We start from the raw sequence: 20,218 nt of genomic DNA, 5'->3' as shown, positions 1-20,218 counted from the left end.
AAACTTAGGTTAAACTTAACGAAAAATTGATATTTGTCGCCGGGTTGTGCCTGTTTTTGCTAGGGGGTTTATGGTATTATTATGTAGTTATTAAAGAGGATTATTGATACTTTCAAGTAACCGTAAGGAGTTATGAAATTGAAATTTATCAAAAGAAATAAACGCAATACAGCAGGGAGCAATTCAGACATCCCATTTCGTCTGAATTTTTTGTTTTTTATTGTCTTCTTGCTGTTCGCTGCTTTAATTGGTCGCTTAGCCCAGCTCCAAATTATCAACGGGGATAAGTATGAAGCTGAGGCCAACAGTGGCAATACCCGGACAGAGTTGCGGGATGTTGAAAGAGGGATGATTTACGACTCGACGGGCAAGCTGGTGGCTGCTAATAATACTTCACGGGCCATCACTTATACCAAGCCATTAACAGTAACCAACGGAGAGATGTATCATCTAGCTAATAAATTAGTTGGCTATATTAAAGTAAGCACATCCCAGTTAACCGCTACCAACGAAGCTGATTATTATTTAGCTGTTAACAAGCACCAGGTTGCTGTTGACAAGCACATTTCGGGGGCGACTAAGTTAGATAAATCAACTTTATATAAGGAAGAAATTGCTTATATTAAACGCCATAAGTTGACAGCTAATTACACTTCCCGTCAGAAGCAGGCAGCAGTGCTCTATTCCAAAATGAGTGGGGCTTACTCACTGTCAACGGTGTATTTGAAATCATCGGGCGTATCAGACCAAGAAATGGCTGATGTTGGATCGCATTTGTCATCGCTCCCTGGAATCAAGATTGGGACAGCATGGTCACGGAGTTATCCAGATGGGAGTTCAATCAAGTCTGTAATTGGGACGGTAACAACCGAAAAGCAAGGGTTACCTTCTGATAAGATTAACCAATTGCTGGCAGCAGGTTACTCACGCAACGACCGAGTTGGTTCAAGTTATATCGAATCCGAATATGAAAATGTCTTAAAGGGTTCGAAATCAATCGTTAAGGTTGAAACCCAGAATGGGAAAATCACTAAGGAAATTAAAGAGTACGGTGGTAAGCAAGGTGACAGTGTCGTTCTGACGATCAACGCTGCTTTCCAAAAGAAGGTTCAGGATATTGTTTACAGTGCTGCTAGATCCGCTGGTGCTGGCAATGCATATTCACCTGGTGCTTACGCAGTGGTCATGAACCCTAATACAGGGGCGATCTTGGCTATGGGTGGTGCTTCACGTAACCTTTCCACTGGAAAAGTTACCGAAAATGCCTTAGGTGCGATTAACCAGTCATTTGTTATGGGGTCCGTTGTTAAAGGGGCAACTGTTATGGGGGCCTTGCAACAAGGAGTTATTACTCCATCTAACAGTACTTTGGTCGATGAGCCAATTAAAATTGCAGGCACGCCAACCAAGTCATCGTGGTTCAACCGGTCTGGTGGAACTAACATGGCTTTGACGGCTTCAGATGCGCTGATGGTATCTTCTAACGCTTATATGATGAAATTGGCGATGTTAGAAGGACATTTCAACTACGCACCGGGCAAGAGTTTGACTATGTCACCGACGGTCTTCAATACCTTACGGGCTCATTTCCGGCAATTCGGTTTAGGGGTCAAGACAGGGGTCGATATTCCTGGTGAATCAGCTGGGTACGAAGGGCCATCAACCAAGTCAGATATTGGTAAGGCACTTGACTTGTCATTTGGACAGTATGATTCATATACAACAATTCAATTAGCCCAGTATATGTCAACGGTGGCCAATGGCGGTTATCGGTTACAACCGCATATTTTGCAGTCTATTCGCCAAACCAATCCAGATGGGACACTAGGGGCAATCGAATATGAGGCACAACCGAAAGTGTTAAACGTAGTTCCGGCAACATCAGCCCAATGGAATGTTGTAAAGACTGGTTTCTATAAAGTGGTTCACGGAACAAGTAATTACCGGACGGGGAGAAAATTGCAAGACTTGAAACCGGAAGTAGCTGCTAAAAGTGGTACTGCCGATACATTTCATGGCACAACGCCAACTACTACGTTAAGTGCAATTTCTTATGCACCTTATAATGATCCACAGGTGGTTGTTGCCGTAGCCTTCCCAGGTTTAAGTAGTGAATCTGCTATTAACATGAATGTAGTACACCAGATTTATGAAGAATACTGGAAGATGGTCCAATCAAGCGATGGTTACAAATAAGTGATGATCAGCAAAAAGTAAGTCAAATAATGAATATGGCTAACTTAGTGGCCATATGAAAAGGGGACTGCGAACTAGGAATAGGCGCAGTCCTATTTTTAATTGCTGGGTTATAATACCTGTCAAGGTGTTTTACTTAACATTTAAGTAAAAAAGACTGGAAATACAGTTTAAAACATGATATGATACTATTCGTTGATAATGCATATGCATTATATCGAAATTGAAACATGTTTGGAGGTTAAGAGCATGCGTGAAAATATTACATTAGAATGCACAGAATGCCATGAACAGACATATCTGACTAGCAAGAATAAGCGTAATAACCCTGATCGCCTTGAGTTAAAGAAATATTGCCCACGTGATCACAAAGTTACTTTACATCGCGAAACAAAATAACAACAGGGGTAAAAAAACACCTGTTGTTTTTTTATGCGTAGATTGCAAAGCGCTCACATATGAAGTTAGGTGACAAAGTGAACAGAACAAAAATGACTGTTAGCAATCTGGTTCAGCGTCCGTTGGTAACATATATCTTAATTGGAATTAACCTTGTGGTATTTATGGGGACGGTATTCGCTGGTGGTAGCACGGATATCCGTGTTTTATATATGTTTGGTGCCAAGTTTACCCCGGCACTCCTTCAAGGAGAGTGGTGGCGGTTAATTGCAGCAATGTTTTTACATGATGGGATCGGGCATTTATTTATTAACATGATAACGTTATACTTTATCGGACCCGAAATCGAGGATTATTATGGACATGCCCGTATGCTAGTAATTTATTTACTTAGCGGGCTATACGGAAACTTATTGAGTGCCTTTTGGGCGCCAACAACTTTAGCCGTGGGTGCTAGTGGAGCCTTGTTTGGTCTTTTTGGTGCTTACTTAATTTTAGGACACCAATCGACTGACGCTCAAATTCAAGCCCAGGCGCGGCAATTTCTTCTTTTTGTTATACTAAATGTAGTTTTAGGTTTTAGTGGTAACACTGACCTGGCAGGGCACGTAGGTGGTCTGATTGCCGGCTGTTTGGTAACGATTAGCCTGGATACTACTTTTGCCACTCGCAAGCAGCTACTAGCGGGTTTATTAACGGTGGGTAGTGCATGTTGGCTGATTTTTAATTTGTAAGTGCCAAGTAAAGGAGTAGTTGTGATGAAATTTGGACCAGAAATGCAAACGTTATATGATGTACAACAATTATTGAAACGTTTTGGAATCTTTGTTTATGTTGGTAAACGCAAGTGGGATATTGAATTGATGGCAATTGAGCTGGATAATTTATTCCGAGCGAATTTGATTACCAAAAAAGAGTTTACGAATGCTAAAATAGTCTTAACGCGTGAGCATCGTATCGAAGAAAAGAGAGATGGGAAAGCGGAGAAGTTTGGAGGAATAAGAATATGACAGACAAGAAACTTATTGGGGTTGACTTAGGTGGAACAACTATCAAATTTGCAATTTTGACCCCAGAAGGTGAAATCCAACAAAAATGGAGTGTTGAAACCAATGTTCTTGATGAAGGATCACACATTGTACCTGACATTATTGAGTCAATCAACCACCATTTAGACATCTACAACATGAAGCCAGAACAGTTTATCGGTATCGGAATGGGAACACCGGGGACAATCGACCGGGACAAAGGAACCGTTGTTGGTGCCTACAACTTGAACTGGAAGACAACCCAAAAGATCAAAGAACAGATCGAACAAGGAACTGGGATGAAGTTTGCCTTAGATAATGATGCCAATGTGGCGGCATTGGGTGAACAATGGAAGGGCGCTGGAAATAGTGCCAAGGATGTTACTTTTGTCACCTTAGGGACTGGTGTTGGTGGCGGTGTCATCGTCGATGGCAAGTTAGTTCACGGATTAGGTGCCGGTGGTGAATTAGGCCATATCAACGTTGAACCAGGTGGCTTAGCATGTACTTGTGGAAATAATGGTTGCTTAGAATCATATGCTTCTGCTACTGGTGTGGTTCGAGTAGCCCGGAAAATGGCAGAACAGTTTGCTGGTGACTCACAGCTAAAGCAGATGCTTGATGATGGAGATGACATTTCTTCTAAGATTGTATTTGACTTAGCTAAAGAAAACGATGTCCTGGCCTTAATGGTAGTAGATCGGGTATGTTACTACTTAGGTTTGGCATTAGCTAATATTGGTAGTATGTTAAACCCAACTTACATTGTAATCGGTGGTGGTGTTTCTGCTGCCGGGGACTTCCTGTTGACGCGGGTTGATAAGTACTTCAAGAACTTTGCTTTCCCAACCGTTAAGACATCAACGAAATTGAAGTTGGCAGAATTAGGTAATGAGGCAGGGGTCATTGGCGCTGCTTCACTAGCTTTGCAGTTTGCTGACTAGGAATTAAGGGGCGAACAATTATGTTATTAAAAATCAGCGTTTTAGGTTGGATCAATATTGTTTTGATCATCTTCTTAGCCTATATCGGTGGCTCTACACTGTATACTTACTTTCGGGGGCGGTCGGTTGCCAAGCTGATGACGAATGATGAATTTAAGGCAGGAATGCGTAAGGCACAAATTATTGATGTGCGGGAAAAGAATAGTTTTGACGCTAGTCATATTTTGGGTGCACGCAACATTCCTTATGGCCAATTCAAGTTTTATATGCAATCCTTGAGTAAAGATTTACCAGTATACTTGTATGATGATGGTAAAGCATTGAGTACAAGAGCAGCAGTTCAACTGCATAAGGCTGGTTATAAGCAAATCGGGATTCTCAAGGGTGGCTTCACCAACTGGGATGGCAAGAAAAAGAAAGCTGAATTATAAATAAAAAAGCGGGTCGGAATTTCTTCCAACCCGCTTTTTTAATGCTTAACCTTGGTGAGCAGACATGCTCTTTCGAAGAGCCCGCCGCTTATGTTCTTCTAAAATTGCTTCACGTTCTTCAATTGGATCAACAACAGTCTTCTTGAAAGCATAAACACTACCAGCTACCGCACCGATAGTTGTTAAAACGCCGATGAAAAAGCCTTTACCAAAATTTTTCATGTTAATTCCTCCAATCATTAACTAACTATTTTCATTATGAATGATTTTAGGAAAAAATACCAGGGAATAAGTATATCAGTTTTATAGATTCATAGGTATAATGTACAACTGGGAGGTAGGTAAAGCAGTGACACAAAAAGTTTTAGCGATTGTTGGTCCAACTGCTGTTGGAAAGTCGGCGTTAGCAGTTGCCTTGGCTCAAGAATTTGCAGGGCAAGTGATTTCTGGCGATTCAATGCAAGTTTACCAGGGGTTAGACATTGGAACAGCCAAGGTGACGCCACAAGAGATGCAGGGGGTCCCCCATTACCTTATCGATACTAACCAAGTAGATGAACGCTTTTCAGTGGCTGATTTTGTGCAGCAAAGTCGTAAGTATATTGGACAAATTGCTGCCCAAGCACAATTACCTATTATTGCTGGCGGAACAGGTTTTTATCTTCAGGCACTGTTTGATAATTTCCAATTAGGAACTGATGATTATGATGCCAGTGAAAAAGAACGAAAACAGTGGCAGCAATTTTTGCATATTCATGGTCCTAAAGCCCTGTGGGATCGGCTTGCTCAAGTTGATCCGCAGGCGGCTGCTAAGATTCCCGTTGGTAATTCCCGCCGGGTGATTCGGGCGTTAGAAGTATATCAAAAAACCGGGAAACTATTTTCTGCGCAACAAGACCAAGTTAGTGGTGAATTCGACCCACTGATTATTGGGTTGAACGCAGAACGTAGTCTGGTCTACGATCGGATTAACCAACGAGTAGATCAGATGGTGGCTGTAGGGCTGGTGGATGAAGCACGCTGGTTATATGAACGGGGCGGTTTGAGCTTGCCTGCTGGTAGGGGGATTGGGTATAAGGAATTATACCCATATTTTGCAGGAGAAATTAGCTTAGATGAAGCAGTGATGACAATCAAAAAGAATTCGCGGCACTATGCTAAGCGTCAATTAACCTGGTTCCGTAATAAAATGGATGTTAAGTGGTTTAATATCGTTGAACATCCAGCTGAGTTGGCTGAAATTCGTCAGCTGATTAATAAATGGTTAAAGGAGTAAACTAATGACTCAATGGTTACAAAAATTTCCGCAGGAATTGCAGGATAAAGTAGCAAAGGTTGAAAAAAAGATTCAACCACAGTTGGATAAGATTGATCAACAAGTTCTCAACAATCAGGCGCGGGTGTTAGATGCCTTTCGCAAGTTTCATGTGGCAGAAGAAGACTTGGTCGGATCGACAGGTTATGGGTATGACGATGTTGGTCGTGACAAATTAGAAAACATTTACGCTGACTACTTTAAAACAGAAGCAGCATTGGTTCGTCCCCAACTAGCATCGGGGACTCATGCCATCACGACTTCACTAATGGGACAACTTCGTCCTGGTGACCAGTTATTGTATTTGACAGGGATGCCGTATGATACCATCCAACAAGTTATTGGGATCGCGGGTAATAATACCAACACCATGAAAGAATGGGGAATTGATTTTGACTATGTCCCACTGACTGACCACGGAAAAGTCGATTACGAAGAAGCCCAAGCAAAGTTAGCGGCCAACGATAATATTAAAATTGTGGCGATTCAGCGTTCACGGGGATATGCTAGCCGCAATAGTTTTACGGTTGCAGAAATTAAAGACATGATTACATTCGTACGGAGAATTCGACCGGAAGTGATCATTTTTATTGATAATTGCTATGGCGAATTTTCTGAAGCAGAAGAGGCAACTTTCTATGGGGCAGACATCATGGCGGGTTCCCTCTTTAAGAATGCAGGTGCTGGCTTTGCTAAGACTGGGGCATATATTGTTGGTAAAAAACAGTTGGTAGAGAATGCTGCTAACCGCTTATTGATGCCAGGGGGACGTGATGAAGGTGCTACATATTATCACATGCGTGATTTCTTTGAAGGGTTCTTTATGGCACCGCATACGACTGGACAGGCGATCAAAGGAATGATTTTTACCAGTGCCTTGCTCGAAGAAATGGGAATGAATGTTTCGCCAAAATGGAACGAACCGCGGACTGATGTGGTTCAGGCAGTAACCTTTGGCAAAAGGGATCCCATGATTAAGTTCTGTCAGACGATTCAGCACTATTCACCGCTTAATTCTTTTGTTGCGCCAATCCCAAGTACTATGGATAACTATGCTGACGAAGTAATCATGGCTTCGGGGGCGTTTACCGAAGGCTCAACGATTGAATTATCTTCAGATGGACCATTACGGGAACCGTATAGCCTTTATATCCAAGGTGGATTATCAACAGAACATGTTAAGATTGCAATAACCAACGCGGTAAATGAGATCTTCTATCAAAAATAATTTCCGTGTTACATTTTATGACATGGATTGTTGACATGTATTAAGGGGCTTGCTATTATTATGAGCATAAAAGGGAGGTCATTATGAAGGAGAAAGAATTTCGTCGCTCCCTGGCTGTTTTGCCTATCGGAACGGCCATGTCCCTAACAGGATTGTCGGCACGCCAGATTCGCTACTATGAAAAGAATGAACTGGTTGTGCCTAAGCGCAATGATACCAACCGGCGGATGTATTCGTTGGATGATATCGATAAGCTACTTGAAATCAAGGACTATCTTGCAGAGGGAATGACCATTGCTGAAATCAAAAAAATCGGCCAAAAGAAGCCGGAAAAGATCAGTGATGATGATTTGCGACGGTTACTACGTGAAGAATTTATCTCTGCGAGTGGGATGGATAGTAATCACTCGGGATTTTCTTTCAAAGACAATAAGCGGCATTTCCAATTTTAAAAGCAAGGAGCAAAAAAATGGCTAAAGTAAACTATACTAAAGATGACATTCGGCGCATTGCCAAAGAAGAAAACGTTCAGTTTTTACGGTTAATGTTTACTGATTTATATGGAACAATCAAAAATGTTGAAGTTCCTATTAGTCAATTAGATAAGGTACTGGATAACAAGATGATGTTTGATGGTTCCTCTATTGATGGTTTCGTCAGAATTGAAGAAAGTGATATGTGGTTATATCCTGATTTATCAACATGGATGATCTTCCCTTGGGGAAGTGAACATGGGAAGGTAGCCCGGTTGATCTGTGAAGTGTATAACGCTGATCGGACACCATTCTTGGGCGACCCACGGAATAACCTTATCCGGATTTTGGATGAAATGCGGGAATTAGGCTTTACTGATTTCAATATCGGACCAGAACCAGAATTCTTCCTCTTCAAGTTAGATCCTGAAAAAGGAACGCCAACAGTTAACTTGAATGATAAGGGAAGTTACTTTGACTTAGCTCCAGTTGATTTGGGTGAAAATTGTCGGCGTGATATTGTTTTGGAACTTGAAAATATGGGCTTCGACATTGAGGCATCACACCATGAAGTGGCCCCTGGGCAACATGAAATTGACTTCAAATATGCTGACGCTCTACATGCCTGTGATAATATTCAAACCTTCAAGTTGGTAGTTAAGACCGTTGCACGGAAGCATGGCTTACACGCAACTTTCATGCCTAAGCCATTAAACGGAATCAACGGATCAGGAATGCACTTGAATATGTCCTTATTCAACAAGGATGGTAATGTATTCTTTGATGAAAAAGCTCCGGAACAACTTTCTGAACAGGCAATGTACTTCTTGGGCGGTTTGCTTAAGCATGCACGGAATTACACAGCGATTATGAACCCGATCGTTAACTCATACAAACGGTTAGTACCAGGATATGAAGCACCGGTTTATGTTGCATGGTCTGGTCATAACCGTTCACCATTAGTTCGTGTGCCAATTGCCCGGGGAGTATCCACACGGTTGGAATTACGGAGTGTCGATCCAGCTGCTAACCCATATTTAGCCGTAACAGCTGTTTTAGCCGCCGGTTTAGATGGTTTGAAGAACAAGATCATGCCACCAAAGGCAGTTGATCGTAACATCTATTCAATGGGTGAAGATGAGCGCAAAGCTAACCAAATCGAAGACCTTCCATCAACACTGCATAATGCACTGAAGGAACTAAGAAACGACCAAGTGATGAAAGATGCATTGGGTACGCACCTGTACAAGAACTTTATGACTGCTAAGGGTATCGAATGGGATGCTTATCGGGAACAGGTTTTTGAATGGGAACGCGACCACTATATGGAAATGTATTGATTTAGCTCTCTAACAACTGCAAATAAACAAAGCTAAATAGTAACAACAAAAATAAAGCGTTGGATGCCGGATGTGCATGCAACGCTTTTTTATTAATAATGATAGATTTTATGGGTGCTCCATTTGAATGTTAGTCACCTGATGCTTAAAGAGGAGTGTTGGCTGCTGATCTAAGACCAAAAAAGCATCATAGTTGGTAGGAATAAATTCGACTTGACCATGGCTAGTAAAGAAATCATTTTTATGTTTGATAGTGACTCTAATAGGGGCATCGTTGACGTACGCGGTCCGTAGATATTTTTCAATTAGGACGGGATCGAGATGATACGTTTCTGTATTGGATAAATCAGGTTTATTAATAAAATTACTATAATATTGTTTGATATTTTGGTAAAGTGGAGTTTCTTTGAGATGTGCGAACATATTGGACCCACCTTTCGAACGTTTGTTTGCAATAAGTATTATACGAACCTTTGTTCGTTATGTCAAATTATAATTTTGTGATAGAACTTGAAAAAAGAGGGGAGATAGTGACATAATATTTAAATAAAGACATTAAAATGAGAGGATTTTTGAGCATGGCAAAAAGAGGAATGTTAATTGTACTTTCCGGTCCGTCTGGTGTAGGTAAAGGTACAGTACGGAAAGAGATTTTTTCTCAGGAAGGTAATAAATTTGACTACTCTATTTCTATGACGACCCGGGAAAAGCGACCTGGTGAAGTGGACGGAAAAGACTATTATTTTGTAACCAAGGAAGAGTTTGAAAACGAAATTGCTAACGGCGGAATGCTGGAATATGCGCAATATGTTGACAACTATTATGGGACGCCATTAAAATATGTTAACGAGATGTTAGATAGTGGGAAAGACGTTTTCCTTGAGATCGAAGTTAAAGGCGCCATGCAAGTTCGCAAGAAGTGTCCTGATGGTTTGTTCATTTTCTTGACTCCACCAGATTTGATGGAACTGCGGCAACGTTTGATCAATCGGGGGACAGATGATATTGCTAAAATCAACAAGCGCATGAAGACAGCTGTTGAAGAAATTGAAATGATGCAAAACTATGACTATGCGGTCGTTAATGATGAAGTTCCTCGGGCTGCTGAAAAGATCAAGACGATCATTCGTGCAGAACGGTGGCGAGTAAAACGCTTCTTACCTGATTATAAGAAACAGTTAGGAGATGCTTTGAAATGATTTTATATCCTTCAGTAGATAAATTATTAGAACATGTTAACTCCCGGTACTCACTGTGTGCTTTGGCTTCCAAGCGGGCCCATGAGTTAGAAGCTGGCGAATTACCAATGTTAAATGAATATCAATCCGAAAAGAGTGTCGGAAAAGCGTTAGAAGAAATTGCGGCTGGCGATTTGAAAATTAAAGACTAACGAGTGAGTTAAAAAGACTGTGACAGAATTGCTTGTCACAGTCTTTTTACTAGAAAGCTGTTGAAATATATGGGAGGCGAATAAAATGAAAGTGGTTGTCTATGTTACCGGAGGAATTGCTGCTTACAAAGCAGTTAATGTTGTGCGTCTTCTCCAGAAAAATGGGCATGAAGTACGGGTTGCCATGACGGATGCAGCCCAAAAATTCGTTAGCACCACAACTTTTGCAGCATTACTGAAAGAAAAAGTAGTAACTGACCTTTTTATTCAAGGAGAAATTCCACATATTGAGTTGGCGGACTGGGCTGATGTGTCATTAGTAGTGCCGGCTACAGCCAATATCTTAGCTAAAATGGCTCAAGGAATAGCTGATGATTTAGTTTCAACTGCTTTGCTAGCGACGGCTACCATGAAATTGGTGGTTCCAGCAATGAACACTAAGATGTGGACTAATCCTGCTACCCAACGTAATATTGCTCTACTAAAAAAAGATGGGGTTAGAGTTCTTACTCCCGTAAGTGGGCCACTAGCTGAAGGATATGCTGGTAAAGGAAGAATGCCTGAACCTGAAGCAATATGGAAATGGTTCTACGAACAAGTAAACAAAGTTGATGGTAACTTACCATTAGCAGGGCGGAAAGTGGTAATTAGTGCTGGTGCGACCAGCGAGCCGATCGATCCGGTCCGTTATATTACCAATCGTTCCAGTGGGAAAATGGGTGCTGCTTTGGCACAAGTTGCGACCATGTTAGGGGCTGAAACAGTGGTTGTAGCTGGACAGATGCAGGTGGCGTTGCCAACTACTGTGCGTCGTGTCGATGTAACAACGGTTACTGAGATGAATCAGGCTTTGAACCAGGAATATATCACAGCTGATATTGTAATCATGGCTGCTGCAGTAGCTGATTATCGAGTAGCCGAGGTAGCACCGCAAAAGATCAAGAAGCAAGCAGAAATGGTATTGAAACTTCAAAAAAATATTGATATCTTGGCCAATCTAGGTGCACGGAAACAGCACCAATTTTTAGTTGGTTTTGCAGCAGAAACTGAAAATTTGGTGGCTAATGCACAACAGAAAATGGAACGGAAGAATACCGATCTAATTGTAGCTAATGATGTTTCGCGGCGGGATATTGGATTTAATAGTGAACAAAATGAGGTCCAAATTCTCAGACGGCAAAAACCTCCCCGTGTGGTAGCTAAAGCTGATAAAATTGAAGTAGCAAAAGAGATATTTAAGGTGATTATCGAAGATGGAAACTTTAACACCACCGATTAACTTTGTGGATGTAATTGTGGACGTTCCCACCATGCAAACCAATCAGCCATACACATACCGTGTTCCTGCGTTCTTTAGCAAGCGAATTCAAGTGGGAATGCGGGTGGTGGTACCCTTTGGCAAGGGTGACCGGTTGGTGCAAGGATTTGTTGTGGGAACAAAACAGGAAGCCAAGACAACATATGCTTTAAAAGCAGTTCACGATCTAATGGATCTGACACCGGTTTTGAATAAAGAAGCTTTACACCTGGCCCAGTGGATGGCAGGGTATACATTTTCATTTACGATTAGTTGTCTTCAAACGATGCTCCCGCGTGTCTTACGAGCAAAATATGGCAAACAAATTGTAATAACAGGCGACAAGTGTACTTTACCCGCGGAAATTAGGGCACTTTTTCAAACACAAACAGCTTTGGATTACTATGATGAGCGCATCACACCCAGTATGCGGGCTCAGCTAGCAACTTTGCAAAGACAGGGTGAGTTAGCGATAACTTATTTGGTGCAAGATCAGGCAAAGGTGAAAACAGCAATCTGGATTGAACCTGCGGTAGGGAAAGACAAATTGACAGAGATTGCCCAAAGACTACGAAAAAATGCCGTTAATCAGCGCCGCTTAATAACTGCGATGTTGGAATCTATGGCTGGTTTTTGGCAAAAAGATGTGCCAATTCCAGCAGCAACTTTTATTCAAGCAGAAAAACATGGGTGGTTGACACGGGTAGCTAAAGAAGTTTACCGCGATCCGTATCGGGAAACGAATATTTCTGCAAGCCAACCGCCCCAACTCACCCCGGATCAGTTACGGGCTGTGCAGATGATTACTCCCACAATTACCGATAATCAAAACCAAGTCTTTTTGTTACAAGGAGTTACTGGAAGCGGGAAAACGGAAGTTTATTTACAATGTATTGCGCAGTCCCTAATGCAAGGTAAAACTGCTTTGATGTTGGTTCCAGAAATAGCATTGACACCACAAATGGTCCAGCGGGTGCGGGCCCGTTTTGGTAAGCAAGTAGCCGTTTTACATAGTGGTTTGTCAGATGGTGAAAAATATGATGAATGGCGCCGCATTGAGCGGCACGAAGCGCAAGTTGTAGTGGGGGTCCGCTCAGCTATTTTTGCTCCGTTAGATAATATTGGCATCATTATAATTGATGAAGAACATGAAGCTAGTTACAAACAGGAGGAAATGCCTCGTTATCATACCCGTGATGTTGCCAAATGGCGGGCGGCTTGGCATCATTGCCCGTTAATTTTGGGAAGTGCTACTCCATCTCTTGAAACCCGGGCCCGGGCTCAAAAGGGGGTTTATCAGGGAATTGCGATGCCACGGCGAATTAATGGTAAAGGGTTACCCCGAGTGCAGCTTGTGGATATGCGTAAAGAGTATAAGCAGTCACAGGAGGCAGATTTTTCGCGCCCAATGGTACAGGCGATTGAGCAGCGCTTGTTGAAACATGAACAAGTAGTGTTGATGTTAAATCGCAGGGGATATTCATCTTTTTTGATGTGCCGAGAATGTGGTTTTGTTTTGAAATGTCCAAATTGTGATATTTCACTGACGCTTCATATGGACACCAATAATATGAAATGTCATTATTGTGGGCACATTGAGGATATCCCGCATTTCTGTCCCAATTGTCGGAGTACGAAAATTCGTTATTACGGAACGGGGACTGAGAAAGTTCAAGAAGAATTAGCGCGGTTGTTTCCCCAAGCTCGAGTATTGCGGATGGATGTGGATACGACGCGTAAAAAGGGCGCTCATGAGCGCTTGTTGCAAAAATTTGGTGACCAACAAGCAGATATTTTGTTAGGAACGCAGATGATTGCTAAGGGATTGGACTTTCCCAATGTTACTTTGGTGGGGGTACTTAATGCTGATACGGCATTGAGTTTACCCAATTTCAGGTCAAGTGAGCGGACTTTCCAGTTGTTAACCCAGGTAAGCGGACGGGCTGGACGAGCTGACAAGGAAGGGCTAGTTATAATTCAAACATACAATCCTGAACACTACGCAATTCAAGATGCAAGTCACCAAAATTATGAACTGTTTTACAGAACAGAAATGCAGATTAGACGTCAAATGGGGTATTCACCGTATTATTATAGTATTAAGATTACAGTGAGTGCAGCGACCGAGGGAGCTGCAGCGAAACGCATCTACCAACTTAATGACGAAGTTAAACAAATTTTGTCTCCACAAGCACGGTTAGTTGGACCTAGTCCGCAATCAATTTTGCGAATCAAGAAACGGTATTATTTCCAACTGATAATTAAATATAAAAAAGAACCAGCATTGGATGCTTTTTTGCAAACATTGCTGCAACAAAGTCAAAATGACGAAAGAAACGGGGTTCGCATTATTATTGATCGCGATCCAATCAACAATATATAGAAAAGAGTGAGAAATATGGCAAAAATGGTATTTATGGGTACACCACAGTTTGCGGCAACTATTCTTGAAGACTTAGTGACTACTGATTATGAATTAGTAGCAGTGGTTACTCAACCAGACAAGGCGGTAGGCCGGAAAAGAAAGTTAACTCCTTCTCCAGTGAAAGAAGTAGCGTTGAAGCATGATATTCCAGTATTACAGCCAGCTAAGCTAAGTGGGAGTCCAGAATTAGAGCAGTTATGTGCTTTGAAACCTGATTTTATTGTAACAGCTGCTTACGGACAATTTTTACCAACAAAGTTACTAGATTCAGCGCAAATTGCCGCGATCAATGTGCATGGCTCTTTGCTACCTAAATATCGTGGTGGGGCGCCGGTGCAGTATGCCATCATGAATGGGGAGCAAGAAACCGGAGTTACAATCATGTACATGGTTAAGCAGATGGATGCAGGGGACATGCTTGCGAAACGTGTGATTCCCATCACAGCGACGGATGACACTGCTAGCATCTTTGCTAAGATGAGCCAAGTGGGAATTGAACTACTCCATGAAGTGTTACCCCAGTTAGTTCAGGGGACGATCAGTGGTCAGGCTCAAGACGAGGCACAAGCCACTTTTGCCCCGATCATTAAGGCCGATCAAGAACCGTTGACACTAGCACTTACTGCCCAAGAAGTTGATTGGAAAGTCAGAGCTTTACGTCCTAACCCAGGTACGTATTTTAAAGCATTTAATGGTAAGCGGACTAAGATTTGGGATGTAACACCATTATCAGAAAAGACCACTTTGGCACCCGGAGAAGTTGTTGCAGTGGGAAAACACCAATTGAAAATTGCTGCAGCAGCGGGAACAGTCTACCAGGTGAACCGCCTCCAACCAGCGGGGAAAGCCCAGATGGACATCACTGCTTATCTCAATGGAATGGGTCAAGGAATCAAGGAAGGACAAAAGTTAATTACCGATGAGCAATAAGTTACGTGAAACTCCCCGTTATTTAGCTGTTGAGTTGTTGACCAGAATCAATCAACAGGGAACATACTCAAATTTAGGAATCAATCAAGTTATTAAAAAACACCAGTTAGATGAAAAAGACGCCCATTTTTTTACTAATTTAGTATATGGGACATTGCAGCACCGGTTGACCTTGGAGTATTGGTTGCAACCCTTTATTAACCAACCACAAAAGGTGGCTCCTTGGGTCCATGAGTTATTATTGCTGTCTTTGTATCAAATGCAGTATCTCACTGCTGTTCCGGAATGGGCGATTTTTAATGAAGCAATTGATATTGCTAAGGTTAAGGGCCATGCAGGTACACGTCGGTTTGTAACGGCTGTTTTACGTTCAATTCAAAGACAGGGTGTGCGTGCAGTCAAAGAAATAAAAGACACAACTAAACGCTTGAGTATAGAAACAAGTACACCACTTTGGTTGGTAAAAGAACTAACGGCTGAACTGGGGTTGAAGAAGACAGCAGCTATTTTAGCTACAACCAACGAACCCTCTAAAAATAGTATTCGTTTTAATATAAGCCAACCAACAGAAGACAAGCTGACACAAACGATCAAAGACCTTCGGGCAGAAGGATTAGAAGTGGAACGAAGTCAAGTTACTTTCCGTGCCGGAATAGTGACTGCGGGTTTTGCGCCAACTAGCCCTGCTTATCAGCGCGGAGAGCTATCGGTTCAAGATGAAAGTGCGATGTTAGCGGTTGAGTCTATGCAAATCAAACCGGGCGACCAAGTTTTAGATGCCTGTGCTGCTCCAGGAGGGAAGACCACCCAGATCGCTATTGAATTAAATGAAAGTGGTCGTGTTACCGCTTTAGATATTCATGCCCATAAAGTTAAACTAATTGAAGCAAATGCAAAGCGAATTGGAGTGGCTGACTATGTTCAGGCCCAGCAGTTAGATGCGCGTGAAGTTGCTAAGAAATTTGCAGTGGCTAGCTTTGATAAGATATTAGTGGATGCACCTTGTTCAGGATTGGGATTGTTACGGCGCAAGCCAGAAATCAAATACGACAAACGGTTAGCGGACTCACAAAAGCTCCAACAAATTCAATTGGCAATCTTAAATGCAGTTGCGCCTACATTGAAAGAGGGCGGACAATTGACATACAGCACGTGCACCATTTTGCAAGGGGAAAATCAAGATGTGGTCGACCGTTTCTTAGCCCAACATTCAGAGTTTGAACAAATTAAAACCAAAACACATTATGGAATCAAAGATGAACGGGAAGAATTAAGTTTGACAATTTATCCGGATGACTTTAAATCGGACGGGTTCTTTATTGCAACGTTGATCAAGAAAAGTAGGTGAGAAGAAGATGAACTATGCATATGTGACTGACAAGGGGAAAGTACGCTTAAATAATGAGGACCAAGTGGGCTTTTTTACTAGTAAGTCAGGTCTGCATTTAGCAATTGTGGCTGATGGTATTGGTGGTCATCAAGGAGGCGAAGTGGCTTCAGAAATGGTTGTTTCACATTTGGGACACTATTTTTCTGAGAGTAGCTTTACTACTGTTACCGAAGGGCAAGCATGGTTAGAGACAACCGTGGCCGCTGAAAACAGTTTGATCAACAAGCGTGCCCAACAATTTTCAGACTTAAACGGAATGGGAACTACGTTAGTATGCATACTCTTCTTTAATGATCAATACCTGGTGGCTCACCTTGGTGATAGTCGTGCTTATGTATTTCATGTCGGAAGCCTGTGTCAACTAACTGAAGACCATTCATTGGTCAATGAAATGGTGAAGCAGGGTAAGATTAGTGCATCTGAGGCACAAAATCACCCCCAAAAGAATATTATTACGCGCACATTAGGCATCGAAAAGGAAGTGGTTTTGGATATTAGTCGCGCCACATATCGGAACGATGATTTATTCATGTTGTGTTCAGACGGATTAACTAATATGGTGTCGACTGCACAAATCGTGCATATTCTTAACGATGTAACTACCTCTTTGAAAGAAAAATGTCAGTTATTGGTTGCCCAAGCCAATGCAGCTGGGGGACCAGATAATATTACTGCCCTCTTAGTTCAACAGGACATGGAGGGAGTACGATGAAAACAGGTTTTATCTTAAACGGACGGTATAAAATTGTCCGTCCCCTGGGAGAAGGTGGGATGGCCAATGTTTATGAAGCCTATGACCTTATCTTAAAGCGTCCGGTAACGTTGAAAATGTTGCGATTGGATTGGCGGGATGATCCAGCTGCTATCAGACGCTTTAAACGGGAAGCAATTTCATTAACAGAACTGCATAGTCCCAATATTGTTCAAATCTATGATGTGGACCAAAGCGATGGGATGCAGTATTTAGTAATGGAATATGTTGAAGGGATGGATTTGAAAAAATATTTAAAGCAAAACTATCCTTTGAGCTTTGAGCACATAGTAGCAATTATGACCCAGGTGCTCCAAGCAGTAAAAGAAGCTCACCTGCATGGCATTATTCATCGGGATCTTAAACCGCAAAATATTTTGATTGATCAAAATGGGCGTGTGAAGATTACTGATTTTGGGATCTCCGTTATGACAGCTGAAACAACTATGACCCGAACCAACACCTTACTGGGATCAGTCCACTATATTTCGCCAGAACAGGCACGGGGGAGCGTAGTCACCAAACAATCAGATATTTATTCACTGGGGATTATTTTATTTGAATTATTAACTGGTGAAGTGCCCTACCAAGGCGAAACGGCGGTTGTGATTGCACTAAAGCACTACTCCGAACATATTCCAGCATTAGAAAACTATAAACGAGATATTCCGCAGGCGCTGGCCAATGTAGTCTATCATGCAACGGCCAAGGATCCACATATGCGTTATCGCAACATTGATGAGATGATTGCAGATTTGACGACAGCTTTATCATCAGAACGGATGCAAGAACCAAAATGGGAGCCAGAAGCGGAACAAGAAAAAGAAGTAACTAAGGTTTTACCAGATATCCGACCAATTTTGGCTGAAAAAAATGAGCTGGAAAAGACCAAAGAACTGCCCGATTTGCGCCAGTTAGATGAACGGGATGTTGATCAGCACCAGGCGGCTCAACCAGCACCTGCATTGGGATTACGGACTGCTCAACGTGGTAGTTTACGCCGAAAAGAAATTATTATTGGATCAATTGTTTTTGTAGTAGTGGTGATTTGTGTGGCAATTTTTGCCGTGTTGCACACACCACGGGTAATCACGGTTCCAGATGTTAGAGGGATGTCGAAGGCGGATGCGGTCAGTTTATTGAAGCAAAACCACCTAGAAATCGGACAGATCAACAAAGAGCATAGTGATAAATACACGGCTGGCCAAGTAACCAAGTCAACCCCGAATGGGGGTGCTAAAACGCAGACTAGATCAACGATTAACATAACAGTTTCGCAAGGATTACCTAAGAAACGTTTTGGCAATTATGTTGGTCAGGATTTTCAAACGGTCAAAAGAAAGCTAGAAGCCCAAGGGGTGACAGTCTACCAGAAAAAGGGAATGTCTACGGAATATGCTCCAGGACTGATCATTGATCAAAGTATCATGCAGGATAAAAAAGTGGCCTTCAAACAAACGTCAGTGATGTTCACGGTGAGTCAAGGTCAGAATACAGATCCGTCAGAGCAATTGATAGAATTCAGTGTTCCAGTGACAGTCCCATACGATAATAGTAAAGCTAGTAATAAGGTAGAAGTTTATTTGGGAGATTCTAAGCATAGTTATAGTGAAGTGTATAAAACTTTGCATATCAAGCATGATACGACAGTAACTTTACCTTTTGTGTTACATCCTGATGATATTGGAAAATTCAAATTTGTTAGAGATGGAAAACTGTTATTTAAGAATGATAATGTGCGCAAGTATGCTCCAGAAAAGGATGGTGAATGATGCGCGGACAGATTAGACAATCTTTGAGTGGCTATTATGATGTGATGACAAGTGATGGCCAAGAGTATCGGACACGGGCGCGGGGAAATTTTCGTAAGAAAAAGCAGACACCTTTAGTAGGGGATTTTGTTGATTTTAAAGCTGAAAAAGCAGATGAAGGCTATATTTTAGGCATTCAATCGCGAAAGAACCAGTTGGTGCGCCCACCAGTTGCCAACGTTGATAAGGCTGTAGTTGTGACAGCCTGTGTTGAACCAGATTTTTCGGCCAACTTGTTAGATCGCCAGTTGGTAATGTTGGCATCCAATGGTATTGAACCGTTAATTTATTTTTCTAAATATGATTTAGTCAGCACAGCGGATCAGTGCCAAGTATTGGCGGAGATCGCTACATACTATCGTCAATATTATCCGACTTTTATTCCTCAGACACCGGCAGAGCAAAAGCAAGTGCAAGCGGAGCTTCTCTCTGAGCTTCAAGGGCAGGTATGCGTTGTCATGGGGCAAACTGGTGCGGGAAAATCAACTTTATTGAACCAACTTGACCCAGCTCTCCAACTTGAAACTGGGGAAGTTTCCAAAGCGTTGAGCCGAGGGAAACATACTACCAGAAAGGTAAGTCTATTGGATATCCATGGAGCTTTAATTGCTGATACACCAGGCTTTTCATCATTTGAACTTAGCAACTTAACTAAAGAAGACTTACCACGTTTATACCCAGATTTTCAAGAGTATGCCACCGCATGCAAGTTCCGCGGATGTTCTCACATTAAAGAACCACAATGTGCGGTTCGGGATGCAGTGGCAAGTAAAAAAATATGGTCCAGTCGCTATGAAAACTACCTACAATTCTATAAAATGGTAGTTGATGATGAGAAAAAGAAGTATCGCTAATATTTGAGGTGGAAAT

21 protein-coding genes are annotated in these 20,218 nt (G+C 42.0%); 19 read left to right on the top strand and 2 right to left on the bottom strand.

The genetic code is table 11. The features are described from left to right. Window positions 1-138: 138 nt before the first annotated feature. From G541_RS0100575 to G541_RS0100555, 6 genes are all read left to right on the top strand, one after another. Window positions 139-2,196: a peptidoglycan D,D-transpeptidase FtsI family protein gene (locus tag G541_RS0100575; RefSeq protein ID WP_027826134.1), complete on the top strand. Its 2,058-nt coding sequence runs from the start codon at window positions 139-141 to the stop codon at window positions 2,194-2,196. A 249-nt stretch (window positions 2,197-2,445) separates the two neighbouring features. Then, window positions 2,446-2,595 (top strand): 50S ribosomal protein L33, encoded by a 150-nt coding sequence (gene rpmG / locus G541_RS10100; protein ID WP_081581146.1) that lies wholly within the window; start codon window positions 2,446-2,448, stop codon window positions 2,593-2,595. Between the two features lie 77 nt (window positions 2,596-2,672). Then, entirely contained in the window at window positions 2,673-3,329 is a 657-nt protein-coding gene (locus tag G541_RS0100570; protein ID WP_027826133.1) for a rhomboid family intramembrane serine protease, read from the top strand. 42 nt (window positions 3,330-3,371) lie between these two features. After that, on the top strand, window positions 3,372-3,605 hold the full coding sequence (locus G541_RS0100565; protein ID WP_027826132.1) for a YqgQ family protein: 234 nt from the start codon (window positions 3,372-3,374) through the stop codon (window positions 3,603-3,605). Continuing rightward, a complete protein-coding gene (locus tag G541_RS0100560; RefSeq protein WP_027826131.1) occupies window positions 3,602-4,567 on the top strand; it encodes an ROK family glucokinase in 966 nt (321 codons plus the stop codon). The genes G541_RS0100565 and G541_RS0100560 overlap by 4 nt, the downstream gene beginning before the upstream one ends. A gap of 20 nt (window positions 4,568-4,587) precedes the next feature. Then, the gene (locus tag G541_RS0100555; RefSeq protein WP_027826130.1) at window positions 4,588-4,998 is read left to right on the top strand and encodes a rhodanese-like domain-containing protein; all 411 of its coding nucleotides are present in this window, start codon (window positions 4,588-4,590) and stop codon (window positions 4,996-4,998) included. 45 nt (window positions 4,999-5,043) lie between these two features. Here G541_RS0100555 and G541_RS10095 read toward each other — a convergent pair whose 3' ends face one another. Beyond that, window positions 5,044-5,220, bottom strand: a complete 177-nt coding sequence (locus G541_RS10095; RefSeq protein ID WP_009554752.1) for a DUF3042 family protein — start codon at window positions 5,218-5,220, stop codon at window positions 5,044-5,046. A gap of 127 nt (window positions 5,221-5,347) precedes the next feature. On the opposite strand from G541_RS10095, the gene miaA reads away from it, so the two are divergent. From miaA to glnA, 4 genes are all read left to right on the top strand, one after another. Beyond that, window positions 5,348-6,274 carry a tRNA (adenosine(37)-N6)-dimethylallyltransferase MiaA gene (miaA, locus tag G541_RS0100545; protein WP_027826129.1) on the top strand — a complete coding sequence of 309 codons (927 nt, stop codon included), beginning with the start codon at window positions 5,348-5,350 and terminating at the stop codon, window positions 6,272-6,274. 4 nt (window positions 6,275-6,278) lie between these two features. Continuing rightward, on the top strand, window positions 6,279-7,541 hold the full coding sequence (locus G541_RS0100540; protein ID WP_009554748.1) for a methionine gamma-lyase family protein: 1,263 nt from the start codon (window positions 6,279-6,281) through the stop codon (window positions 7,539-7,541). Window positions 7,542-7,624: 83 nt separating this feature from the next. Next, the gene (locus G541_RS0100535) at window positions 7,625-7,993 is read left to right on the top strand and encodes a MerR family transcriptional regulator (protein ID WP_009554747.1); all 369 of its coding nucleotides are present in this window, start codon (window positions 7,625-7,627) and stop codon (window positions 7,991-7,993) included. Window positions 7,994-8,010: 17 nt separating this feature from the next. After that, window positions 8,011-9,354: a type I glutamate--ammonia ligase gene (gene glnA, locus G541_RS0100530; protein ID WP_027826128.1), complete on the top strand. Its 1,344-nt coding sequence runs from the start codon at window positions 8,011-8,013 to the stop codon at window positions 9,352-9,354. Between the two features lie 108 nt (window positions 9,355-9,462). Here the strand turns inward: glnA and G541_RS0100525 are convergent, their stop codons facing one another. Continuing rightward, complete coding sequence (locus G541_RS0100525; RefSeq protein ID WP_027826127.1) at window positions 9,463-9,777, bottom strand: hypothetical protein; 315 nt, start codon at window positions 9,775-9,777, stop codon at window positions 9,463-9,465. 155 nt (window positions 9,778-9,932) lie between these two features. Here G541_RS0100525 and gmk point away from each other — a divergent pair, with 155 nt between their 5' ends. From gmk to rsgA, 9 genes are all read left to right on the top strand, one after another. After that, window positions 9,933-10,553, top strand: coding sequence for a guanylate kinase (gene gmk, locus G541_RS0100520; RefSeq protein ID WP_009554742.1), 621 nt, complete (start codon window positions 9,933-9,935; stop codon window positions 10,551-10,553). Continuing rightward, entirely contained in the window at window positions 10,550-10,744 is a 195-nt protein-coding gene (rpoZ, locus tag G541_RS0100515) for a DNA-directed RNA polymerase subunit omega (RefSeq protein WP_009554740.1), read from the top strand. Before gmk ends, rpoZ begins: the two co-directional genes overlap by 4 nt. 85 nt (window positions 10,745-10,829) lie before the next feature. Next, the gene (gene coaBC / locus G541_RS0100510) at window positions 10,830-12,023 is read left to right on the top strand and encodes a bifunctional phosphopantothenoylcysteine decarboxylase/phosphopantothenate--cysteine ligase CoaBC (protein ID WP_027826126.1); all 1,194 of its coding nucleotides are present in this window, start codon (window positions 10,830-10,832) and stop codon (window positions 12,021-12,023) included. Next, window positions 11,998-14,424 carry a primosomal protein N' gene (priA, locus tag G541_RS0100505; RefSeq protein WP_051174512.1) on the top strand — a complete coding sequence of 809 codons (2,427 nt, stop codon included), beginning with the start codon at window positions 11,998-12,000 and terminating at the stop codon, window positions 14,422-14,424. The genes coaBC and priA overlap by 26 nt, the downstream gene beginning before the upstream one ends. A 15-nt stretch (window positions 14,425-14,439) precedes the next feature. Next, window positions 14,440-15,396 carry a methionyl-tRNA formyltransferase gene (gene fmt / locus G541_RS0100500; protein ID WP_027826124.1) on the top strand — a complete coding sequence of 319 codons (957 nt, stop codon included), beginning with the start codon at window positions 14,440-14,442 and terminating at the stop codon, window positions 15,394-15,396. After that, window positions 15,386-16,744 carry a 16S rRNA (cytosine(967)-C(5))-methyltransferase RsmB gene (gene rsmB / locus G541_RS0100495; protein ID WP_027826123.1) on the top strand — a complete coding sequence of 453 codons (1,359 nt, stop codon included), beginning with the start codon at window positions 15,386-15,388 and terminating at the stop codon, window positions 16,742-16,744. The genes fmt and rsmB overlap by 11 nt, the downstream gene beginning before the upstream one ends. 7 nt (window positions 16,745-16,751) lie before the next feature. Then, the gene (locus tag G541_RS0100490; RefSeq protein WP_027826122.1) at window positions 16,752-17,498 is read left to right on the top strand and encodes a Stp1/IreP family PP2C-type Ser/Thr phosphatase; all 747 of its coding nucleotides are present in this window, start codon (window positions 16,752-16,754) and stop codon (window positions 17,496-17,498) included. Further along, window positions 17,495-19,309: a Stk1 family PASTA domain-containing Ser/Thr kinase gene (pknB, locus tag G541_RS0100485; protein WP_027826121.1), complete on the top strand. Its 1,815-nt coding sequence runs from the start codon at window positions 17,495-17,497 to the stop codon at window positions 19,307-19,309. Before G541_RS0100490 ends, pknB begins: the two co-directional genes overlap by 4 nt. After that, a complete protein-coding gene (gene rsgA, locus G541_RS0100480; RefSeq protein WP_027826120.1) occupies window positions 19,306-20,202 on the top strand; it encodes a ribosome small subunit-dependent GTPase A in 897 nt (298 codons plus the stop codon). Before pknB ends, rsgA begins: the two co-directional genes overlap by 4 nt. Window positions 20,203-20,218 lie beyond the last annotated feature (16 nt).

It is taken from the genome of Ligilactobacillus saerimneri DSM 16049, from assembly GCF_000423265.1.
Classification (GTDB): Bacteria; Bacillota; Bacilli; order Lactobacillales; family Lactobacillaceae; genus Ligilactobacillus; species Ligilactobacillus saerimneri.
The sequence above is the reverse complement of the archived record's forward strand: the minus strand, read 5'-3'. Positions and strand labels throughout refer to the sequence as shown.

Bases quoted from the DNA above. Each gene is read 5' to 3' on its own strand.
- G541_RS0100490 (WP_027826122.1), top strand. From the start codon at position 16,752: ATGAACTATGCATATGTGACTGACAAGGGGAAAGTACGCTTAAATAAT.
- rpmG (WP_081581146.1), top strand. From the start codon at position 2,446: ATGCGTGAAAATATTACATTAGAATGCACAGAATGCCATGAACAGACA.
- G541_RS0100565 (WP_027826132.1), top strand. From the start codon at position 3,372: ATGCAAACGTTATATGATGTACAACAATTATTGAAACGTTTTGGAATC.
- rsgA (WP_027826120.1), top strand. From the start codon at position 19,306: ATGATGCGCGGACAGATTAGACAATCTTTGAGTGGCTATTATGATGTG.
- G541_RS0100555 (WP_027826130.1), top strand. From the start codon at position 4,588: ATGTTATTAAAAATCAGCGTTTTAGGTTGGATCAATATTGTTTTGATC.
- glnA (WP_027826128.1), top strand. From the start codon at position 8,011: ATGGCTAAAGTAAACTATACTAAAGATGACATTCGGCGCATTGCCAAA.
- priA (WP_051174512.1), top strand. From the start codon at position 11,998: ATGGAAACTTTAACACCACCGATTAACTTTGTGGATGTAATTGTGGAC.
- G541_RS0100540 (WP_009554748.1), top strand. From the start codon at position 6,279: ATGACTCAATGGTTACAAAAATTTCCGCAGGAATTGCAGGATAAAGTA.
- coaBC (WP_027826126.1), top strand. From the start codon at position 10,830: ATGAAAGTGGTTGTCTATGTTACCGGAGGAATTGCTGCTTACAAAGCA.
- gmk (WP_009554742.1), top strand. From the start codon at position 9,933: ATGGCAAAAAGAGGAATGTTAATTGTACTTTCCGGTCCGTCTGGTGTA.
- G541_RS10095 (WP_009554752.1), bottom strand. From the start codon at position 5,220: ATGAAAAATTTTGGTAAAGGCTTTTTCATCGGCGTTTTAACAACTATC.
- rsmB (WP_027826123.1), top strand. From the start codon at position 15,386: ATGAGCAATAAGTTACGTGAAACTCCCCGTTATTTAGCTGTTGAGTTG.
- pknB (WP_027826121.1), top strand. From the start codon at position 17,495: ATGAAAACAGGTTTTATCTTAAACGGACGGTATAAAATTGTCCGTCCC.
- rpoZ (WP_009554740.1), top strand. From the start codon at position 10,550: ATGATTTTATATCCTTCAGTAGATAAATTATTAGAACATGTTAACTCC.
- G541_RS0100535 (WP_009554747.1), top strand. From the start codon at position 7,625: ATGAAGGAGAAAGAATTTCGTCGCTCCCTGGCTGTTTTGCCTATCGGA.
- G541_RS0100560 (WP_027826131.1), top strand. From the start codon at position 3,602: ATGACAGACAAGAAACTTATTGGGGTTGACTTAGGTGGAACAACTATC.
- G541_RS0100525 (WP_027826127.1), bottom strand. From the start codon at position 9,777: ATGTTCGCACATCTCAAAGAAACTCCACTTTACCAAAATATCAAACAA.
- fmt (WP_027826124.1), top strand. From the start codon at position 14,440: ATGGCAAAAATGGTATTTATGGGTACACCACAGTTTGCGGCAACTATT.